The 15540-nt window shown below is 34.5% G+C and carries 19 protein-coding genes; 11 read left to right on the top strand and 8 right to left on the bottom strand.

Going from position 1 to position 15540, the window contains the following annotated elements; all coding sequences use genetic code 11:
• Positions 1-64 precede the first annotated feature (64 nt).
• The 6 genes from msrB to E0F98_RS10860 all read right to left on the bottom strand — a co-directional run bounded on the left by msrB (position 65) and on the right by E0F98_RS10860 (position 4630).
• Positions 65-607 (bottom strand): peptide-methionine (R)-S-oxide reductase MsrB, encoded by a 543-nt coding sequence (msrB, locus tag E0F98_RS10885; RefSeq protein ID WP_243699233.1) that lies wholly within the window; start codon positions 605-607, stop codon positions 65-67.
• Between the two features lie 5 nt (positions 608-612).
• Positions 613-1251 carry a peptide-methionine (S)-S-oxide reductase MsrA gene (msrA, locus tag E0F98_RS10880; RefSeq protein WP_132111341.1) on the bottom strand — a complete coding sequence of 213 codons (639 nt, stop codon included), beginning with the start codon at positions 1249-1251 and terminating at the stop codon, positions 613-615.
• A 132-nt stretch (positions 1252-1383) separates the two neighbouring features.
• On the bottom strand, positions 1384-2352 hold the full coding sequence (arsM, locus tag E0F98_RS10875; RefSeq protein WP_132111339.1) for an arsenosugar biosynthesis arsenite methyltransferase ArsM: 969 nt from the start codon (positions 2350-2352) through the stop codon (positions 1384-1386).
• A 26-nt stretch (positions 2353-2378) separates the two neighbouring features.
• On the bottom strand, positions 2379-3197 hold the full coding sequence (locus E0F98_RS10870; RefSeq protein ID WP_132111337.1) for a purine-nucleoside phosphorylase: 819 nt from the start codon (positions 3195-3197) through the stop codon (positions 2379-2381).
• Between the two features lie 17 nt (positions 3198-3214).
• Positions 3215-4270, bottom strand: coding sequence for an arsenosugar biosynthesis radical SAM (seleno)protein ArsS (gene arsS / locus E0F98_RS10865; RefSeq protein ID WP_132111335.1), 1056 nt, complete (start codon positions 4268-4270; stop codon positions 3215-3217).
• Between the two features lie 24 nt (positions 4271-4294).
• Positions 4295-4630 carry an arsenosugar biosynthesis-associated peroxidase-like protein gene (locus E0F98_RS10860; protein WP_132111333.1) on the bottom strand — a complete coding sequence of 112 codons (336 nt, stop codon included), beginning with the start codon at positions 4628-4630 and terminating at the stop codon, positions 4295-4297.
• Positions 4631-5084: 454 nt separating this feature from the next.
• Here E0F98_RS10860 and E0F98_RS10855 point away from each other — a divergent pair, with 454 nt between their 5' ends.
• A complete protein-coding gene (locus E0F98_RS10855; protein WP_132111331.1) occupies positions 5085-6188 on the top strand; it encodes a DUF3667 domain-containing protein in 1104 nt (367 codons plus the stop codon).
• Positions 6189-6251: 63 nt separating this feature from the next.
• On the opposite strand, the gene E0F98_RS10850 is transcribed toward E0F98_RS10855, so the two are convergent.
• On the bottom strand, positions 6252-6608 hold the full coding sequence (locus E0F98_RS10850) for a hypothetical protein (RefSeq protein WP_132111329.1): 357 nt from the start codon (positions 6606-6608) through the stop codon (positions 6252-6254).
• A 269-nt stretch (positions 6609-6877) separates the two neighbouring features.
• Between E0F98_RS10850 and E0F98_RS10845 the strand changes: the two genes are divergently transcribed.
• From E0F98_RS10845 to arsB, 5 genes are all read left to right on the top strand, one after another.
• Positions 6878-7123, top strand: coding sequence for a heavy-metal-associated domain-containing protein (locus tag E0F98_RS10845; protein WP_132111327.1), 246 nt, complete (start codon positions 6878-6880; stop codon positions 7121-7123).
• Positions 7124-7292: 169 nt separating this feature from the next.
• A complete protein-coding gene (locus E0F98_RS10840) occupies positions 7293-7625 on the top strand; it encodes an ArsR/SmtB family transcription factor (RefSeq protein WP_132111325.1) in 333 nt (110 codons plus the stop codon).
• Positions 7626-7643: 18 nt separating this feature from the next.
• Positions 7644-8114, top strand: coding sequence for a DUF6428 family protein (locus tag E0F98_RS10835; RefSeq protein WP_132111323.1), 471 nt, complete (start codon positions 7644-7646; stop codon positions 8112-8114).
• 18 nt (positions 8115-8132) lie between these two features.
• Positions 8133-8765 (top strand): arsenate-mycothiol transferase ArsC, encoded by a 633-nt coding sequence (locus E0F98_RS10830; protein WP_132111321.1) that lies wholly within the window; start codon positions 8133-8135, stop codon positions 8763-8765.
• A gap of 1 nt (position 8766) precedes the next feature.
• Positions 8767-9837, top strand: a complete 1071-nt coding sequence (gene arsB / locus E0F98_RS10825; RefSeq protein WP_132111319.1) for an ACR3 family arsenite efflux transporter — start codon at positions 8767-8769, stop codon at positions 9835-9837.
• Positions 9838-9916: 79 nt separating this feature from the next.
• Here the strand turns inward: arsB and E0F98_RS10820 are convergent, their stop codons facing one another.
• Positions 9917-10291 (bottom strand): hypothetical protein, encoded by a 375-nt coding sequence (locus E0F98_RS10820; protein WP_132111317.1) that lies wholly within the window; start codon positions 10289-10291, stop codon positions 9917-9919.
• 230 nt (positions 10292-10521) lie between these two features.
• On the opposite strand from E0F98_RS10820, the gene E0F98_RS10815 reads away from it, so the two are divergent.
• The 5 genes from E0F98_RS10815 (at position 10522) to E0F98_RS10795 (ending at position 15527) form a co-directional block, all read left to right on the top strand.
• The gene (locus E0F98_RS10815) at positions 10522-11565 is read left to right on the top strand and encodes a glycosyltransferase family 9 protein (protein WP_132111315.1); all 1044 of its coding nucleotides are present in this window, start codon (positions 10522-10524) and stop codon (positions 11563-11565) included.
• Between the two features lie 224 nt (positions 11566-11789).
• The gene (gene panB, locus E0F98_RS10810; protein WP_132111313.1) at positions 11790-12608 is read left to right on the top strand and encodes a 3-methyl-2-oxobutanoate hydroxymethyltransferase; all 819 of its coding nucleotides are present in this window, start codon (positions 11790-11792) and stop codon (positions 12606-12608) included.
• Positions 12609-12707: 99 nt separating this feature from the next.
• On the top strand, positions 12708-13397 hold the full coding sequence (locus tag E0F98_RS10805) for an RluA family pseudouridine synthase (RefSeq protein WP_132111311.1): 690 nt from the start codon (positions 12708-12710) through the stop codon (positions 13395-13397).
• Positions 13398-13470: 73 nt separating this feature from the next.
• Complete coding sequence (locus E0F98_RS10800) at positions 13471-14799, top strand: aldehyde dehydrogenase (RefSeq protein ID WP_132111309.1); 1329 nt, start codon at positions 13471-13473, stop codon at positions 14797-14799.
• Positions 14790-15527, top strand: coding sequence for a nitroreductase family protein (locus E0F98_RS10795; RefSeq protein ID WP_132111307.1), 738 nt, complete (start codon positions 14790-14792; stop codon positions 15525-15527). Before E0F98_RS10800 ends, E0F98_RS10795 begins: the two co-directional genes overlap by 10 nt.
• The last annotated feature ends 13 nt before the right edge of the window (positions 15528-15540 follow it).

Genomic DNA, 15540 nt, shown 5'->3' with positions numbered 1-15540 from the left:
TAAAAAGGGCGTTAGTTTAAAATTAAACCAACGCCCTTTTTTTGAACAAATAATTAACCAACCATTATTTCGATTCTTTGAATAACATCGCTGCGGAATTCATACAGTATCTTAGTCCCGTGGGATTAGGTCCATCGTCAAAAAGGTGCCCTATATGTCCATCACAGCGTGCACATACAATTTCTCCACGCACCATCCCTAAACTTTTATCAACAACTTCTTTTACCCTATTTGGATTAATTACATCATAAAAACTTGGCCATCCAGTACCTGAATTAAATTTTGTTTTGGAGTCAAACAAAGGCAATTTACAAGCTGCACAAAAATAATGTCCCTTTTTATGATTGTTATTAAATTCATTTTGAAAAGGGCGCTCCGTACCTTTTTTTCTAAGAACATAATATTGATTCTCCGTCAAGATTTTCTTCCATTCAGCATCCGTTTTTACCACTTTTTTCAATGAAGTATCTGTCAGTGATAATATGGGTTGTTGTTGCGCAGTTGTTTCCATTGCAGTGACTGCTTTATCACTTTTACTTACTTGCATGCACGCCATAAAACTAATTGCAATAAATGGCAGTGCTAGCATTTGTTGGTATATTTTCATGATTTTTATGATTTAGGTTTTAATTTTCCTTTATATATTTTTTTGAATTTGTTGTATCTAGGTACAGAAACTCCTTTTACATAAGGTTGATTAGGGTTTAGTTTCACATAATTTTGGTGATATTCTTCTGCCTCATAAAAATCAGTTAAGGGTTTTACCTCTGTCACAATCGGATTTGCAAATACTTTATTGGCAGTAAGTTCTTTAATTTTATTCTCAATTATTTGCTTCTCTGCTGCATTTCGATAAAAAGCTATCGAACGGTACGAAGAGCCTTTATCTGGTCCCTGCTGATTGGGAGTTGTAGGGTCTTGAGACGCAAAAAATACATTTACTAATTCCTTGAAAGAAACAATTTTCGGATCGTAATAAACCGCTATTGATTCTGCATGACCCGTTCTGTTAGTTCCTACTTGTTCATAGGAAGGATTTTTTATAGATCCACCAGCGTAGCCAGAAACTGCTTCGTCAACTCCTACTACAGCTTCAAAAACGTGTTCAGTGCACCAAAAGCAGCCAGAAGCAAAAACTGCAATGGCTTTTCCTTTTTTAGGTTCTAACGCCAACTTCTTAGTTTGTGCATTAGAATTACAACTCACTATTGTAAATAAAACTAATACATACCCTGCTATTTTATTTTTCATAATCTTAATGGTTTTAAACTAATATACGACAGTTTAGCTGTTGTGGTTTTTAAACAATTCTTAAAAGTTTGTTAGTTTTTCAACTCATCTTTAAAAAATAAAATTCGGTAATCAATTCTTTCAAAATAATTATTAACAACAACCTCCACCGTTATAATGAAAAGTACTTTCGCTAATGTAAATATCCTTTCTTTCTAGACTAGCTAATGCTCCTGCCGTTTTATCACAAACTGCCAACGGCTGATTCTTTAACAAAAAATGCCCCTTTTGGTCATCAAAATGGTCTTCTTTTCCAAAATAAATAGCGGCTTTACCTGTAAATACACAGGGACCATCAGCCGGCATTGGGTCTTTGATAGCGCATACTTCTATACTCTCTATAAAAATAAGTTCCTCTGTAGAATAGTTTTCTGGATCTAATATTCTGTACGGTCTACGACCACGAATTTCAATTGTTCCAAAACCTACATCTGTCAATGCTTTGATATATTCTGCAATTGGAATACTTCCGCTTAAACACAAGGCTCTTAAATGATCATCATTTCGCAAGGTTTCATTCATTTCTTGCTCACATGTAGGGTCACTCATAACCAAACGGCCATGTGGCTTTAATACACGATACATTTCTTTTAGTGCTTTGTTTAAATCTTCGGATTTAAAGATGTTAAAAAGACAATTTTGTGCGGCTACATCGATAGTTTCGTCATCAATTGGTAGATTTAAAGCATCCCCTTTTTTTAGCTCTACAAACTCACTTTTAAACCAATCGTTTTGCTCTTCAGCAAGGATGAAATTCTTACGAGAGGCTTCCAGCATTTCATCAACTACATCCACTCCTATTACTCCTCCTTTTTGTCTAGAAAAATAAGAAAATTGTAATAACTCCATTCCACCGCCAACACCTACGTAAAGAATTTTAGGGTTATTAATTAAGTCTTGAGCTGATATGGTACTTCCGCAGCCATAGTTCATTTCTTGCATAATCATTGGAATCTCCAAACCTGGGAATTTCCAAATTGGTGTTGTTGTGCAGCAAAGTCCTACATCAGGAGTTAAGGCTGCATTTTTATATAAATCGTTAGTAGCATCTAAGTAGCTCATAGTTTATGGTATTTTTTAATAAACAATTAATCCAGCTTTTGTATCAAAGTCTTAAAAAGGGTAATCATCTTGGGCTCAGCCTTTCCTGCAATCGCAATAATTTCCGGAATATTTACTGGTTTTAAATTATCAGGATCGCATTCGTCCGTTAAAACCGAAACCGCGATAACTGGCAAACTCAAATGATTAGCAACGATAACTTCTGGAACGGTGCTCATCCCAACGGCATCCGCACCTATCACTTTTAAATATCGGTATTCCGCTCGGGTTTCTAATTGTGGTCCCACCACTGCGGCATAGACTCCTTTGTGAAGCGTTATCGTATTTTCTTTGGCTACAGCCAAAATTTTAGCATTTAAATCTTCATCATAGGGCGCGCACATATCTGTGAATCTGTCTCCAAAATCAGCTACCGTTGCAAATGCCAAAGGTGAACCTCCTTGTAAATTGATATGATCGTCCAGCAGCATTAAATCTCCTTTTTTATAATTTAAATTGATCGCACCTGCCGCATTCGAAATAAATAATTTGGTAATTCCCAAGCCATTTAAAACTCTTATTGGAAAGGTGATTTCTTGCAAGGTATAGCCTTCATACAAATGAAAACGCCCTTGCATTACTACTACTTTTTTATTTTCTATTGTTCCAAACAGCAATTTTCCGGAGTGAAATTCAACTGTCGAAACTGGAAAATTTGGAATATCACTATAATTAATCTCCGCTTCAATATTGATATGACTTACTAATTGTCCTAAACCTGTTCCTAATACAATCCCTATTTCTGGCGATAAAAATCCTTTTCCCTTTAAAAAATCTACTGTGGTATCTATTGTTTCTATATTCATATTTGTAAAAAAGTATATTATGTAACGGTGCCCTGACAACTACTGCCCGCACCTGCTGTACAGCCATAACAATGCTGTGAGATTAATATGGTTCTATTGGTTAAGCGCTGTTCGTTAAAAAGAGAAATATGATTTTCTTTGGAAGCCACTTTTAGCCCTAACATTTGATTGAAGTCGCAGTCATAAAGCCAGCCGTCATAACTTACCGAAATGGTATTGGTACACATCACATTAGCCACCGCATCAGGATTAAAAGCCTCTACTAAAGCATACATATAATCTTCATAATTATCAGATGCTATTAAATAATCTAAAAATCGACTGATAGGTAAGTTTGTAATGGCAAAAAGTGAATGGAAATCAATATCGAAATCTTCTTTTAATGCTTTCTTAAAATCGTGTTCCAGCGCTTTTTGATCTGTTGGTAAAAAAGCTCCCGAAGGGTTGTAAACCAAATCCAATTTCAAGTTGCTATTTGGTTTTCCGTAGCCAACTTCATTTAACATTTGTAATGCCGTAATCGATTTATCAAAAACACCATCACCACGCTGTTTATCAGTCTTCTCTCTTTTGTAAAAAGGTAAAGAGGAAATCACATGGATGTTGTGTTTAGCAAAAAACTCTGGCAAATCATGGTATTTCTTATTGGCTAAAATAATCGTCAAATTAGAACGCACTATAAAATCCTGAACTCCTAGTTTTGAAGCTTCTTCTACAAACCATCTAAAATTTGGATTCATTTCTGGTGCTCCGCCTGTTAAGTCTAAAGTATGAACGCCGGTATTTTTTATGACATCAAGGCACTGTTGCATGGTTTCAACAGTCATAATCTCTTTACGGTCCGGACCTGCATCAACATGGCAATGCGCACAAACTTGGTTGCACATATAGCCTACATTAAGTTGCAGAATCTCAATTTTTTTTGGTCGTATAGGGAATTGATTTGATGATTTTATCTTTTCAGAAAAAGTAGGCAAACTACCATCTTCAAAAATACCTGTCGAAAGAATTTCTAATTGTTTTTCTGTTTTAGAAAGTGCACTTTTTATACCGTGAAGTGATTTTAAGGTCATTGTATTTCAGTTAAAACTATTTAATTACATCGATAATTTATCGTACTTATTCATCATTTGAACACTGTGAACAAGTGTTGCTCCACCTCTTATTGCTGCAGCTACATGCACAGCTTCCATCATTTCTTCTTTGGTAATTCCTCTTTTTAATCCGTCTCCAGTGTAAGCATCAATACAATAAGGGCATTGAACGGTATGAGAAACGGCTAAAGCAATCAGTGATTTTTCACGGGCTGACAGACTTCCTTCTTCGAAAACTTTTCCGTAATAATCAAAGAATTTACTTCCTAGTTCTTCATTCCAATCACTTATTTTACCAAATTTTTTAAGGTCAGCGGGGTCGTAATATGTTTTTTCCATTATGTCATTTTTTTAGATTGTTATCAAAAATACAATCTTGAATTGAAGATTACTATTTCCCTTACATTAAAATTGTCTTTTTTGGCTACAGCCAAAAACCAAAGTGTACATTGATCTGTCTTAAACCTAAAGCTATTAACAGTGAAAAATAATTCATCAGGCAATTCACGGTTAAAATGACGGAGCAAAATCGGTTTGCTGACAATAAAATTCCTGATTCTCAAATAATTTAAAAACAGCTTTAAGCCCTGATTCAGGAAACTTTAACTGCAGCTGCATTAAGCTTTTAAACTAAAACGCAATTTTCAGACAAAGTATCGTAAATATAAACTACCAATCAAGTTATAGTGCGAGTTTTTACTTATAGAGCATGTTAAATCTTATAGAAATAATAAAAAAACAAACCCAAAATACAATAAATTTACAAACTTGAACTGTTCCCCACTAAATACCTATGTCAAAAGTAAAACTACGTTTAGATAAAACCTGCCTCAATTGCAATCATGTTGTCGATCAACGATATTGTCCTAATTGCGGACAGGAAAACACCCTAAGTCGTAAATCTTTTCATCATATCTTTATTCATTTTTTCGAAGATTTAACCCATTATGACAATGCGTTTTGGCGAACAATTATTTATTTATTTTTCAAACCAGCCGCCTTGACTAAAGCCTATATGTCAGGAAAGCGTTTGTCTTTTTTAGCTCCAATACGACTCTATATATTCATCAGTTTTGTTACTTTTTTGTTGATTTCTTTGTTTCCTGATCATCCAGAAGAAGTAGTCTTAGAACCTACAGCAATAAAGGAGCAAGTAGTAATTCCCACCATAGATTCTTTACATATCGAAGAGAAAAGCGTCGATGGATTAACAAAAGTGGGCTTGCTGTCGCAACAGAATAATGACACCATAAAAAAAATCTTAAAACAAACCACGAGCATTATTAAAATCGATAGTACTCCTACAACTGATTCCGTTATTAAGAAAGAAGTAGCGGATTTTGGCTATAAATCCTTGACGGAATTAGACTCTATCCAAAAACATGGTAGCGCCGAAGTAAAAGTAAGCGACACTGAATATTGGTTTCTTAGAAAGTGGCTGGCCGTAAAACAAGAAAACACAAATGAGGAAATCGTAGAAAAGTTCACAAACTCATTTGCCTATAATTTACCCAAGTTATTATTTATGTATATGCCTGTTTTTGCTTTAGTTTTATGGCTTTTTCACGATAAGAAAAAGTGGTTTTACTTTGACAGTGGTATCTTTACTTTACATTATTTCTCCTTTCTACTTTTACTAATCTTAACCCTATTTTTTATTGATAAATTACTACCTTTATTTGGAAAAAGCCCAGCAGTCGAATGGATTCATTTTACTTTAAGAACTGTAGGGATATTTTGGATGATTTATTATTTTTTTCCAGCACATCGTCGTTTTTATGGAGAAAAATTCCTCGTTTCCTTGTTTAAAAGTAGTATTATAATCCTTATCAATTTAATTGCAATTACGTTGATATTAATACTTTTTGCATTGTATACTTATAGCAACATTCATTAAAAAAAGATCATTATTTGCTTTAAGCAATGCTTATAGTCCAGATTAGGTGAAATAAAAAAGTAGCTATCCATTGTCTTCTTCCAAATTATTGTGGTTATCACCGCCAATGCTGTAATGGTTATTTTCTTCATCTTCACTCCCTACTTCCTCCTGTGCATCGTCTAACTCTGCACCGGGAATGTCTAAATCTCCGCCCGCCATGTCTTCCTCAAAATCTTTCTGATTTAGTTCGCTTCGATTATTAATTTCAACCGGAATCTTATTTTTAGTAATATCAGCTGGATTGATATCAATCTCTTTGTGTAATTGATTGTAAATATCTTCGCTTGGTGGATAGTTTAAAGAATCTGCTATTTCATCTTTATTTACTTGTTCTGCTTTAGAAGATTTAGTGTCTGAATTTTTATCTTGCTTTTTCATCTTTTCAAAGGATTTAACTAATTAATAAACAACACACTAAGTTACTGTTTTTTTTTATTCAAACCCTGATGATTAAGCAATTCAATCGCTCTAAATTTTTTATTCTAAAGATTTAACTCCGTTCATCTATTCAAATAATTATTAGAGATGAAAATAAAAAAGTGTTCCTCCTTTTAAAGTTTATATCCAAATAAATGACTAAATTTAAACTACACAAAACGTGTTTAATTATCATGTGTTTTTTATATTAATCTTAAAATTGTAAAATCATGAGCTTACTAACAGAAAATGTAATTCCAGGAATTCACGGTAAAGTTTTTGGGACTAATGCGATGAAAGAAAACGAGCTAATCGAAATTAAAACTAGACTACTTAAACTAGAGGGAATTAATGATATTGTCTTGAACATCGAAATATTTCCAAGAGAGTTTACGATATACACTAATAAAATCGTTTCAATAAAAGACATTGAGAATGCAGTAAAATCTGTGGGCTTTCATGCTATCCCAAAATAAGCCTTTAAGCTATAGTCCTTAATTCGATAAAAAAATACGGCTACGTTCTGCCAATTTCATTTGCGCGTTACTCTACCTCATACTAGTTTCATTGATTTGTAAAAATAATTACGCTAACATTAGTTTTTTATTTCAGTATATCGTAATATTGCAATATAAATATATCACAATGGGAATTACTAAAACAGAACATTTTACCGAAGATCAAAATGAGTTGGCAATCTTAGCTAAAGCTATTGGACATCCTGCTCGTATTGCTATTATACAGCACCTCATAAAAGTAAACAGCTGTGTTTGTGGTGACATTGTAAACGAATTACCACTGGCACAACCTACGGTATCCCAGCATTTGAAGGAATTAAAAAACGCTGGACTCATAAAAGGTAGTTTTGAAGGAAATGCTATTTGCTATTGCCTTGACGAAGTGGGCTTCAATAAAATAAGAGGCTTTCTTCAACATGTAGATACTTATTTAGAAAACAGAAAAAATCAATGTTGTTAATTATTAAATTATAAGAATATGAAATTATCAGAAATTAAAAAACAACTCAGCACATTAGAAAATGTAACTTTTCAGTTACCAAACGGCGCTTATGTTCCAGAACATTTTCACGTGACTGAAGTAGGTTTAATTACCAAAAACTTCATCGACTGCGGTGGAAAAGTACGAAATGAAACTGTTGTAAACTTCCAGTTGTGGGATGCCAATGATTTTGAACACCGTTTAAAACCAAAGAAACTATTGGATATTATCACACTTTCTGAAAAAGTTTTAGGCATTGAAGATTACGAAATTGAAGTAGAATACCAAGCAGAAACGATTGGGAAATACGATTTAGGTTTTAAAGGAAAGGATTTTGTTTTAGTAAACAAACAAACGGCCTGTTTAGCAGAAGATGCCTGTGGAATCCCGCAGGAAAAGCAAAAAATAAAGCTGTCTGAAATTCCAAATCAATCAAGTAGCTGCACTCCTGGAGGAGGCTGTTGTTAACTAAAATCCACTCTACAAATGATCCAATCAAATGCTGGGATATTCCCTTCGATAGTAAATGAAATTCGTGCCTTTCAATTTGAAACTATTTCGCCCGAGCGTAAAGCTATACTACTACCACTTATCAATTTTATACAAGAGAAAGTAAATAAGGAGCAAGAAATCCGACTCAACTTTATATGTACCCACAATTCAAGAAGAAGCCATTTATCTCAAGTTTGGGCACAAACAGCAGCGGCACATTTCAATGTGAAAAATGTTTTTTGCTATTCGGGAGGAACTGAAGCTACTGCATTGTTTCCTGTGGTTGCAAAAACATTAAAGCAAACAGGGTTTCAAGTTGCAACTCTTTCTGAAGGAACGAATCCGGTTTACAGCATAAAATATGCAGCTAATGAACATCCAATTATCTGTTTTTCTAAAACCTATGATGATTATTTCAACCCGCTTTCCGATTTTGCAGCGATATTGACTTGCTCACAAGCAGATGGTGGTTGTCCTTTTATTGCTGGTGCCGAAAAACGAATCGCAATCACCTTCGAAGATCCAAAGGCATTTGACAACACTCCACAACAGGAAGAAAAATACAAAGAAAGAAGCACTCAAATTGCTACAGCGCTTTTTTACGTCTTCTCACAAATAAATTTATAATATGTCTGCCAATAATTGCACTCCCGCATTAAACCGAAAAAAACTGGGATTTCTAGATAGTTATTTAACCCTTTGGATATTCCTTGCCATGGCAATAGGCGTTGCTATTGGAAACTTCATTCCTTCAAGCTCAAATTTCATCAATTCGTTTTCCTCTGGAACCACCAATATTCCTTTGGCAATTGGGCTTATCCTGATGATGTATCCGCCCTTAGCAAAAGTGAAATACGAACAAATGGGCGAAGTCTTTAAAAATACAAAAGTTTTAGGCGCTTCCTTATTCCTGAATTGGGTTCTTGGTCCAATTTTAATGTTTGTCCTAGCACTACTTTTTTTGAAGGACTATCCTGAATACATGGTTGGTGTCATTCTTATTGGCTTAGCGCGTTGCATTGCTATGGTAGTCGTTTGGAATGATCTTGCCGATGGAAATCGGGAATACGCAGCCGGACTAATTGCCTTAAACAGTATTTTTCAAGTGGTATTGTATAGTGTTTATGCCTATGTTTTTATTACGGTGCTTCCACCCTATTTTGGTTTTACTGCTTTTGATATCAATATTAGTATTGCTCAAATCGCAGAAAGCGTCGGAATCTATTTAGGAATTCCATTTGCATTGGGAATCATAAGTAGATATGCTTTAATACATTTAAAAGGAGAAGAATGGTTCCAGAATAAGTACGTGCCTTTTATCTCACCCATTACTCTTATCGCTTTGTTATTCACGATTGTAATCATGTTTAGTTTAAAAGGAGAATTGATTGTTCAAATTCCGATGGATGTGGTTCGAATCGCCATTCCTCTAGTAATCTACTTCACTATGATGTTTGTGCTGAGTTTTATGGTTGGGAAATACTTCGGTGCCGATTATTCTAAAAGTACTGCAATTGCATTTACCGCAACGGGGAACAACTTTGAGTTAGCGATTGCGGTTGCCATCGGCGTATTTGGAATCAACAGCGGCCAGGCTTTTGCTGGCGTTATAGGACCGTTAGTAGAAGTTCCAGCATTAATTGCTTTGGTAAATGTTGCTTTTTGGTTTCGAAAAAAATATTATCCAGCGACTGTATAAAGAATTAATATATCGTCTAAATATAAAAACCATCCTTTTATCGTCAAATAAGCGGATGGTTTGTTTTTTTTAGGAGTTATTACAACTTAGTTGATTTACCCACAGTCAAATAAATATGGTTGTTGGGATATAAGAACTCCATCTTCGTGTTCTGATTGTTAATTTTCATATCAACAGTGCCTTTCTCATTTTGCAAGGAATAAAGCATGTAATTAGGATCTGGAGCATAGACCACAGACTTTATAATTTTATATTTCAATTTCATATTGGTAAAAAAGAAAACCACATCATTCTTTTTTCTATCGAGAAACACAAAGGAATATTCATTTCCCGAAACATCACATTCCCCAGTCCTAAAAGGAGCTTCGTCAACACAATAGCGTTGCACATTAAAAACCTGTTCTTGAGAATAGATAGCACCAGACAACAACAACATTGAGACAATATACTTCATGGTTTTTGTTTTTTACAATTGTAGCACAGTAATACAATCTGCTCGATTGATACAATTCTCATGCCATTTAAAACAAGCGATAGCGTAGCTCGATGTATTTTTGTCTAAAGAAACGTCATACTACTATCGGATTTAAAAAAAAATCGTTCCTTTGAAAACAGTTTTGCAAAAGTTAAGCAAAAATTTGAAGTTGAATTAAAATACAGATCAAAATAAATTCTATATAAATCATGAGTTTGAAAACAAATATTAACGCGTTAAGACGTCAATTAATGCGTAAGCTTACTAAAAACGTTGGTACTTCACAATTTGATAAAAACGTTGATTTGTCAAAAGTGAAGTTTAAAAAAATTCTAATTTGCAGACCAAACCCCCGATTAGGAAACCAATTGTTGATCACTCCGCTCGTGCAAGACGTTATTGCCACTTTTCCAGATTGTGAAATAGACTTATTCGTGAACGGTGGTTTAGCCCCTATTATATTCGAAAATTATACAAACATAAACCGAATAATTAGACTTCCTCGAAAGCCCTTTAAAGAGATTACAAAATACGTAAAAGGATGGTTGTCTCTAAAGAAGTATAGTTATGACATTGTCATTAATGTAGTCGAAAACTCTTCGTCTGGAAGATTATCTGCTCAATTTGTGAATTCAAAATACAAGTTTTTTGGCGATGATGTTGATGCTATTCAACAAAAACACAACGATTATGAGCACATTGCTAAATATCCAGTCTATAATTTCAGACACTATTTGACTAAACTTGGATTTAAGGAAAACAACAGCGCTGTTCCTAACTTAGACTTAAAACTAAGCGATTCAGAACTTGCTGAAGCCAAAAAGATATTGCAGAGCATTGTACCAAACGACAAAAAGACCATTGCCATCTTTACTTTTGCAACTGCAGACAAATGCTATTCAGAAGCATGGTGGGCACCGTTTTATGATCTATTGCTAGCAGAATATCCAGATTACAATATTATTGAAGTTTTACCTGTTGAGAATGTATCGCAAATAGGTTTCAAAGCACCAACATTTTATAGTAAAGACGTTCGAGAAATAGGAGCGTTAATCGCAAATACCGAAGTGTTTATAGGTGCAGACAGTGGAATTATGCATCTTGCTAGTGCATCAAAAACGCCTACAGTGGGACTTTTTTCTCGTGACAATATAAAAATGTATCAGCCCTATAACGACAAGAGCGTGGCGATAGATACCAATACCGAGTCTGTTGAAGATTTCATTACAGCAATTAATAAAATTCTTAGATAGTACTGAAGTTTAGAAAGTTGAAGCAGTTACCATCGTCTCTGATAATTTAGAAAATGCAATCGAAAACTTCTATCGTAATTGCATTTTAGACGTCTTTTACAGATCTAAAAACACTATTTCACTCAATACAAATTTTTGAAAAATGGATTCGATGAAAGTCGAATCCATTTTTTTATTGGGTATGCATTTGTTTTATTACTTTTACAACTCATAAAAACATAACTATGTCTGTCGCAAAAAAAGATTACAAAAGAATTACCACTAAGTCATTGATCGAAATGAAAGCTAATGGGGAAAAAATCTCTATGCTTACCGCTTATGATTTCACCATGGCCAAAATTGTGGACCAAGCCGGTATTGATGTTATTCTTGTAGGTGATTCTGCTTCCAATGTGATGGCTGGTCATGAAACAACGCTGCCTATTACTTTAGACCAAATGATATATCACGCTTCTTCCGTTGTTAGAGCAATAGAAAGAGCCTTAGTTGTGGTAGATTTACCTTTTGGAAGTTATCAGTCTGACCCAAAAGAAGCCTTACGATCTTCGATCAGAATCATGAAGGAAAGCGGTGGACATGCCGTAAAACTAGAAGGCGGAAAAGAAATTAAAGAGTCAATAAAAAAAATATTAAACGCCGGTATTCCAGTAATGGGACATTTGGGTTTAACACCGCAATCAATTTATAAATTTGGGACCTATACTGTTCGTGCCAAAGAAGAAGAAGAAGCAGACAAATTAGTTGAAGATGCTCAATTGCTGGAAAGGCTAGGTTGTTTTGCTTTGGTATTAGAAAAAATACCAGCACATTTAGCTGAAAAAGTAGCCAAAAGTATTTCGATCCCAGTAATAGGAATTGGTGCTGGAGGTGGCGTTGACGGGCAAGTACTTGTTATTCATGACATGTTAGGGATGAACAATGAATTTAGTCCTCGCTTCTTAAGGAGGTACATGAATTTATATGAAGGAATGACAACCGCGATTGGTCAGTACGTTGCCGATGTAAAATCAAGTGACTTCCCTAACGAAAAGGAACAATATTAAGAACTAGAAAGAAAATTTTAAGTAGTAACAGCGTATAGCTGGCAACCAATTTTAAAAATTCCTTTTTTTTGTATTCCAATGAAGGAACAGCATTAGCTAATGAAAGAAATATCAAACAAGAATAACCTTCAAGTTCTTCATGAAGACAACCATATTATTGTGGTAAACAAGCGTGTGGGCGACATCGTTCAAGGAGATAAAACAGGAGACAAGCCACTTTCTGAAGTCGTAAAAGAATATATCAAAGAAAAATACAACAAGCCCGCTGAAGTTTTCCTAGGTGTGGTACACCGTTTAGACAGACCCACAACTGGAATTGTAGTTTTTGCTCGAACAAGTAAAGCATTAACTCGTTTGAATGAATTATTCAAAAACAGAGAAACGCAAAAAACCTATTGGGCAATTGTAAAAAACAAACCAGCGAACTCGACAGATAAATTAGTTCATTATATTAAACGAAACGAGAAAAATAATACTTCAAAAGCGCATATAAAAGAAGTTCCTGACAGTAAATTAGCGAGCTTGGATTATACCATTTTTAAAGAATTAAACAATTATTTCGCTTTAGAAATCAATCTACATACTGGAAGACACCATCAAATTAGAGCGCAATTATCGGCAATAGGTTCTCCAATAAAAGGAGATTTAAAATACGGTTTTGATCGCAGTAATCCTGATGGCGGTATTCACTTGCATGCTCGGAAATTAGTATTTATTCACCCAGTCACTAAAGATGTATTATCGATAACTGCCCCAGTACCAAATGAAGTAATCTGGAATGCACTATAAATTAAGTTGAATAAAGAATCATTTTTAGAATTTAAGAATTAACTTGCATGTAATTTATTTATCCAAATTTATAATGAACTATAAAACTAATATTGATTTTAGAAAAGAGACTTTAATAAAGCTACTCAATACCATTATAGTTCATGAAGATGAGATTATTAAAGCACTTTATGATGATTTTAAGAAGCCCGCTTTTGAAGCGGTGCTCACAGAAACCAACTATGTTATTTCGGAATTAAAAGACACAATCAAGAATTTGAGTTCGTGGGCAAAGCCAAAGAAAGTTTTTCCATCCTTACTTAATTTTCCCTCCACAGATTATATTTATAAAGAACCTTATGGTAAAGTTCTGATAATTGCTCCTTGGAATTATCCGTTTCAATTGGCTCTTTGCCCTTTGGTATCGGCAGTGGCTGCAGGAAATCAAGTGGTACTTAAACCGTCTGAGTTAACACCAAATACTTCAACAATTATTGCAAAAATAATTGCAATGACATTCCAAGTCAATCATGTAGAAGTTGTTCAAGGCGGTGTGGATGTGTCCAAAAATTTACTTTCGCAACGCTGGGATTATATCTTTTTTACGGGAAGTGTCCCTGTTGGAAAAATAGTAGCAAAGGCAGCAGCAGAACATCTTACTCCAGTTACATTAGAACTTGGTGGTAAAAATCCATGTATTGTTGACGAAACCGCCAATTTAAAACTCGCTGCTAAAAGAATAGTTTGGGGGAAATTTATAAATGCAGGGCAAACGTGTATTGCTCCTGACTATATCTTGGTTCAAAAGGATATGAAAACTAAGTTTATTGGCTATTTAAAAGAGGAAATAACCGCTGCCTATAGCGATAAACCAGAACAATCTCCTGATTATGCCAGAATTGTCAATACTAAAAATTGGCAACGCTTAACAGAAATGATTGACCATGAAAAAGTCATTTTTGGTGGTCAAACAAATGAGTCAGACTGTTATATCGCTCCAACACTTATTGACGAGTCAGATATCGACAGCCTGATTATGAAAGATGAAATATTTGGTCCATTGTTACCCATTCTCGAATATTCGAGTGATGCCGACTTGCAGACCGTGATTTCAAAATATGAAAAGCCATTGTCTCTGTATATATTTACAGATAATACTGCATTTGCAAAACAAATTATTCAAGATTACTCTTTTGGAGGAGGTTGTATAAATGATACTGTAGTTCATTTTTCGAATAAAAGACTGCCTTTTGGCGGCGTGGGTCATAGTGGGATTGGTGCTTATCATGGTTCCCTAAGTTTTGATGTTTTTTCACATAAGAAATCAATTGTAAAAAAAGCAAATTGGCTAGATTTACCCATGCGTTACGCTCCTTACAAAGACAAATTAGCCACAATCAAGAAATTATTGAAATGGATATAGTTAACGAGAGATCAGTCAGCGAAGCCATAAAATATAGGCGCTCTGTGCGTGTTTTTAAAAGCGAAGCTCTCGATGATGATAAAGTAAAAGAATGCATCCGCTTAGCTACACTCGCACCAACGAGTAGTAATATGCAACTTTGGGAATTCTATCAAATTACTACTCCTAAAGTTTTAGAACAAATTACAACGGCTAGTTTTAATCAAAATGCGGCAAAAACCGCAAGCCAAATGGTGATTGTTGTCGCTAGAAAAGATTTATGGAAGAAAAGAGTAGAATCAAATATTGCTTTCTTAAAATCGCAGTTTGGTGATAAATCAACTGCAGATTATTCGAAAAGGGAAAAATTTGCCTTAAACTATTATCAAAAGATTGTACCTACTCTCTATTTTGATTTCATAGGAATTCTGGGCGCACTAAAGTTTCTTGCTTTTCAAATCATTGGAATATTCAAACCCATATATAGAGAAGCCAGACTAAGTGATATGCGAATTGTTGCGCAAAAAAGCGCTGCACTAGCCGCACAAAATTTTATGATAAGTATGGCAGCCATAAATTATGATACCTGCCCAATGGAAGGTTTTGATTCCTTAAGAATAAAAAAAATATTAAATTTGCCGCCTGCAGCTGAAATTAACATGATCATTGGTTGCGGAATACGAGAAGAATCTGGCGTTTATGGAGAACGATTTAGAGTTCCATTTGAAGAAGTCTTCTTTAAAATATAATCAATTAATACTA

It is taken from the genome of Flavobacterium hiemivividum (assembly GCF_004349145.1).
Lineage (GTDB): Bacteria > Bacteroidota > Bacteroidia > Flavobacteriales > Flavobacteriaceae > Flavobacterium > Flavobacterium hiemivividum.
Note: the sequence above shows the minus strand (reverse complement) of the source record. Positions and strands in the feature narration are given on the sequence as shown.

Coding starts and splice junctions, on each gene's coding strand:
- msrA (WP_132111341.1), bottom strand. CDS start 1,251: ATGAAAAATAAAATAGCAGGGTATGTATTAGTTTTATTTACAATAGTG.
- E0F98_RS10870 (WP_132111337.1), bottom strand. CDS start 3,197: ATGAATATAGAAACAATAGATACCACAGTAGATTTTTTAAAGGGAAAA.
- E0F98_RS10800 (WP_132111309.1), top strand. CDS start 13,471: ATGAACTATAAAACTAATATTGATTTTAGAAAAGAGACTTTAATAAAG.
- panB (WP_132111313.1), top strand. CDS start 11,790: ATGTCTGTCGCAAAAAAAGATTACAAAAGAATTACCACTAAGTCATTG.
- E0F98_RS10850 (WP_132111329.1), bottom strand. CDS start 6,608: ATGAAAAAGCAAGATAAAAATTCAGACACTAAATCTTCTAAAGCAGAA.
- E0F98_RS10820 (WP_132111317.1), bottom strand. CDS start 10,291: ATGAAGTATATTGTCTCAATGTTGTTGTTGTCTGGTGCTATCTATTCT.
- arsB (WP_132111319.1), top strand. CDS start 8,767: ATGTCTGCCAATAATTGCACTCCCGCATTAAACCGAAAAAAACTGGGA.
- E0F98_RS10805 (WP_132111311.1), top strand. CDS start 12,708: ATGAAAGAAATATCAAACAAGAATAACCTTCAAGTTCTTCATGAAGAC.
- E0F98_RS10840 (WP_132111325.1), top strand. CDS start 7,293: ATGGGAATTACTAAAACAGAACATTTTACCGAAGATCAAAATGAGTTG.
- E0F98_RS10835 (WP_132111323.1), top strand. CDS start 7,644: ATGAAATTATCAGAAATTAAAAAACAACTCAGCACATTAGAAAATGTA.
- arsS (WP_132111335.1), bottom strand. CDS start 4,270: ATGACCTTAAAATCACTTCACGGTATAAAAAGTGCACTTTCTAAAACA.
- E0F98_RS10860 (WP_132111333.1), bottom strand. CDS start 4,630: ATGGAAAAAACATATTACGACCCCGCTGACCTTAAAAAATTTGGTAAA.
- arsM (WP_132111339.1), bottom strand. CDS start 2,352: ATGAGCTACTTAGATGCTACTAACGATTTATATAAAAATGCAGCCTTA.
- E0F98_RS10815 (WP_132111315.1), top strand. CDS start 10,522: ATGAGTTTGAAAACAAATATTAACGCGTTAAGACGTCAATTAATGCGT.
- E0F98_RS10845 (WP_132111327.1), top strand. CDS start 6,878: ATGAGCTTACTAACAGAAAATGTAATTCCAGGAATTCACGGTAAAGTT.
- E0F98_RS10855 (WP_132111331.1), top strand. CDS start 5,085: ATGTCAAAAGTAAAACTACGTTTAGATAAAACCTGCCTCAATTGCAAT.
- E0F98_RS10830 (WP_132111321.1), top strand. CDS start 8,133: ATGATCCAATCAAATGCTGGGATATTCCCTTCGATAGTAAATGAAATT.
- msrB (WP_243699233.1), bottom strand. CDS start 607: ATGAAAATATACCAACAAATGCTAGCACTGCCATTTATTGCAATTAGT.
- E0F98_RS10795 (WP_132111307.1), top strand. CDS start 14,790: ATGGATATAGTTAACGAGAGATCAGTCAGCGAAGCCATAAAATATAGG.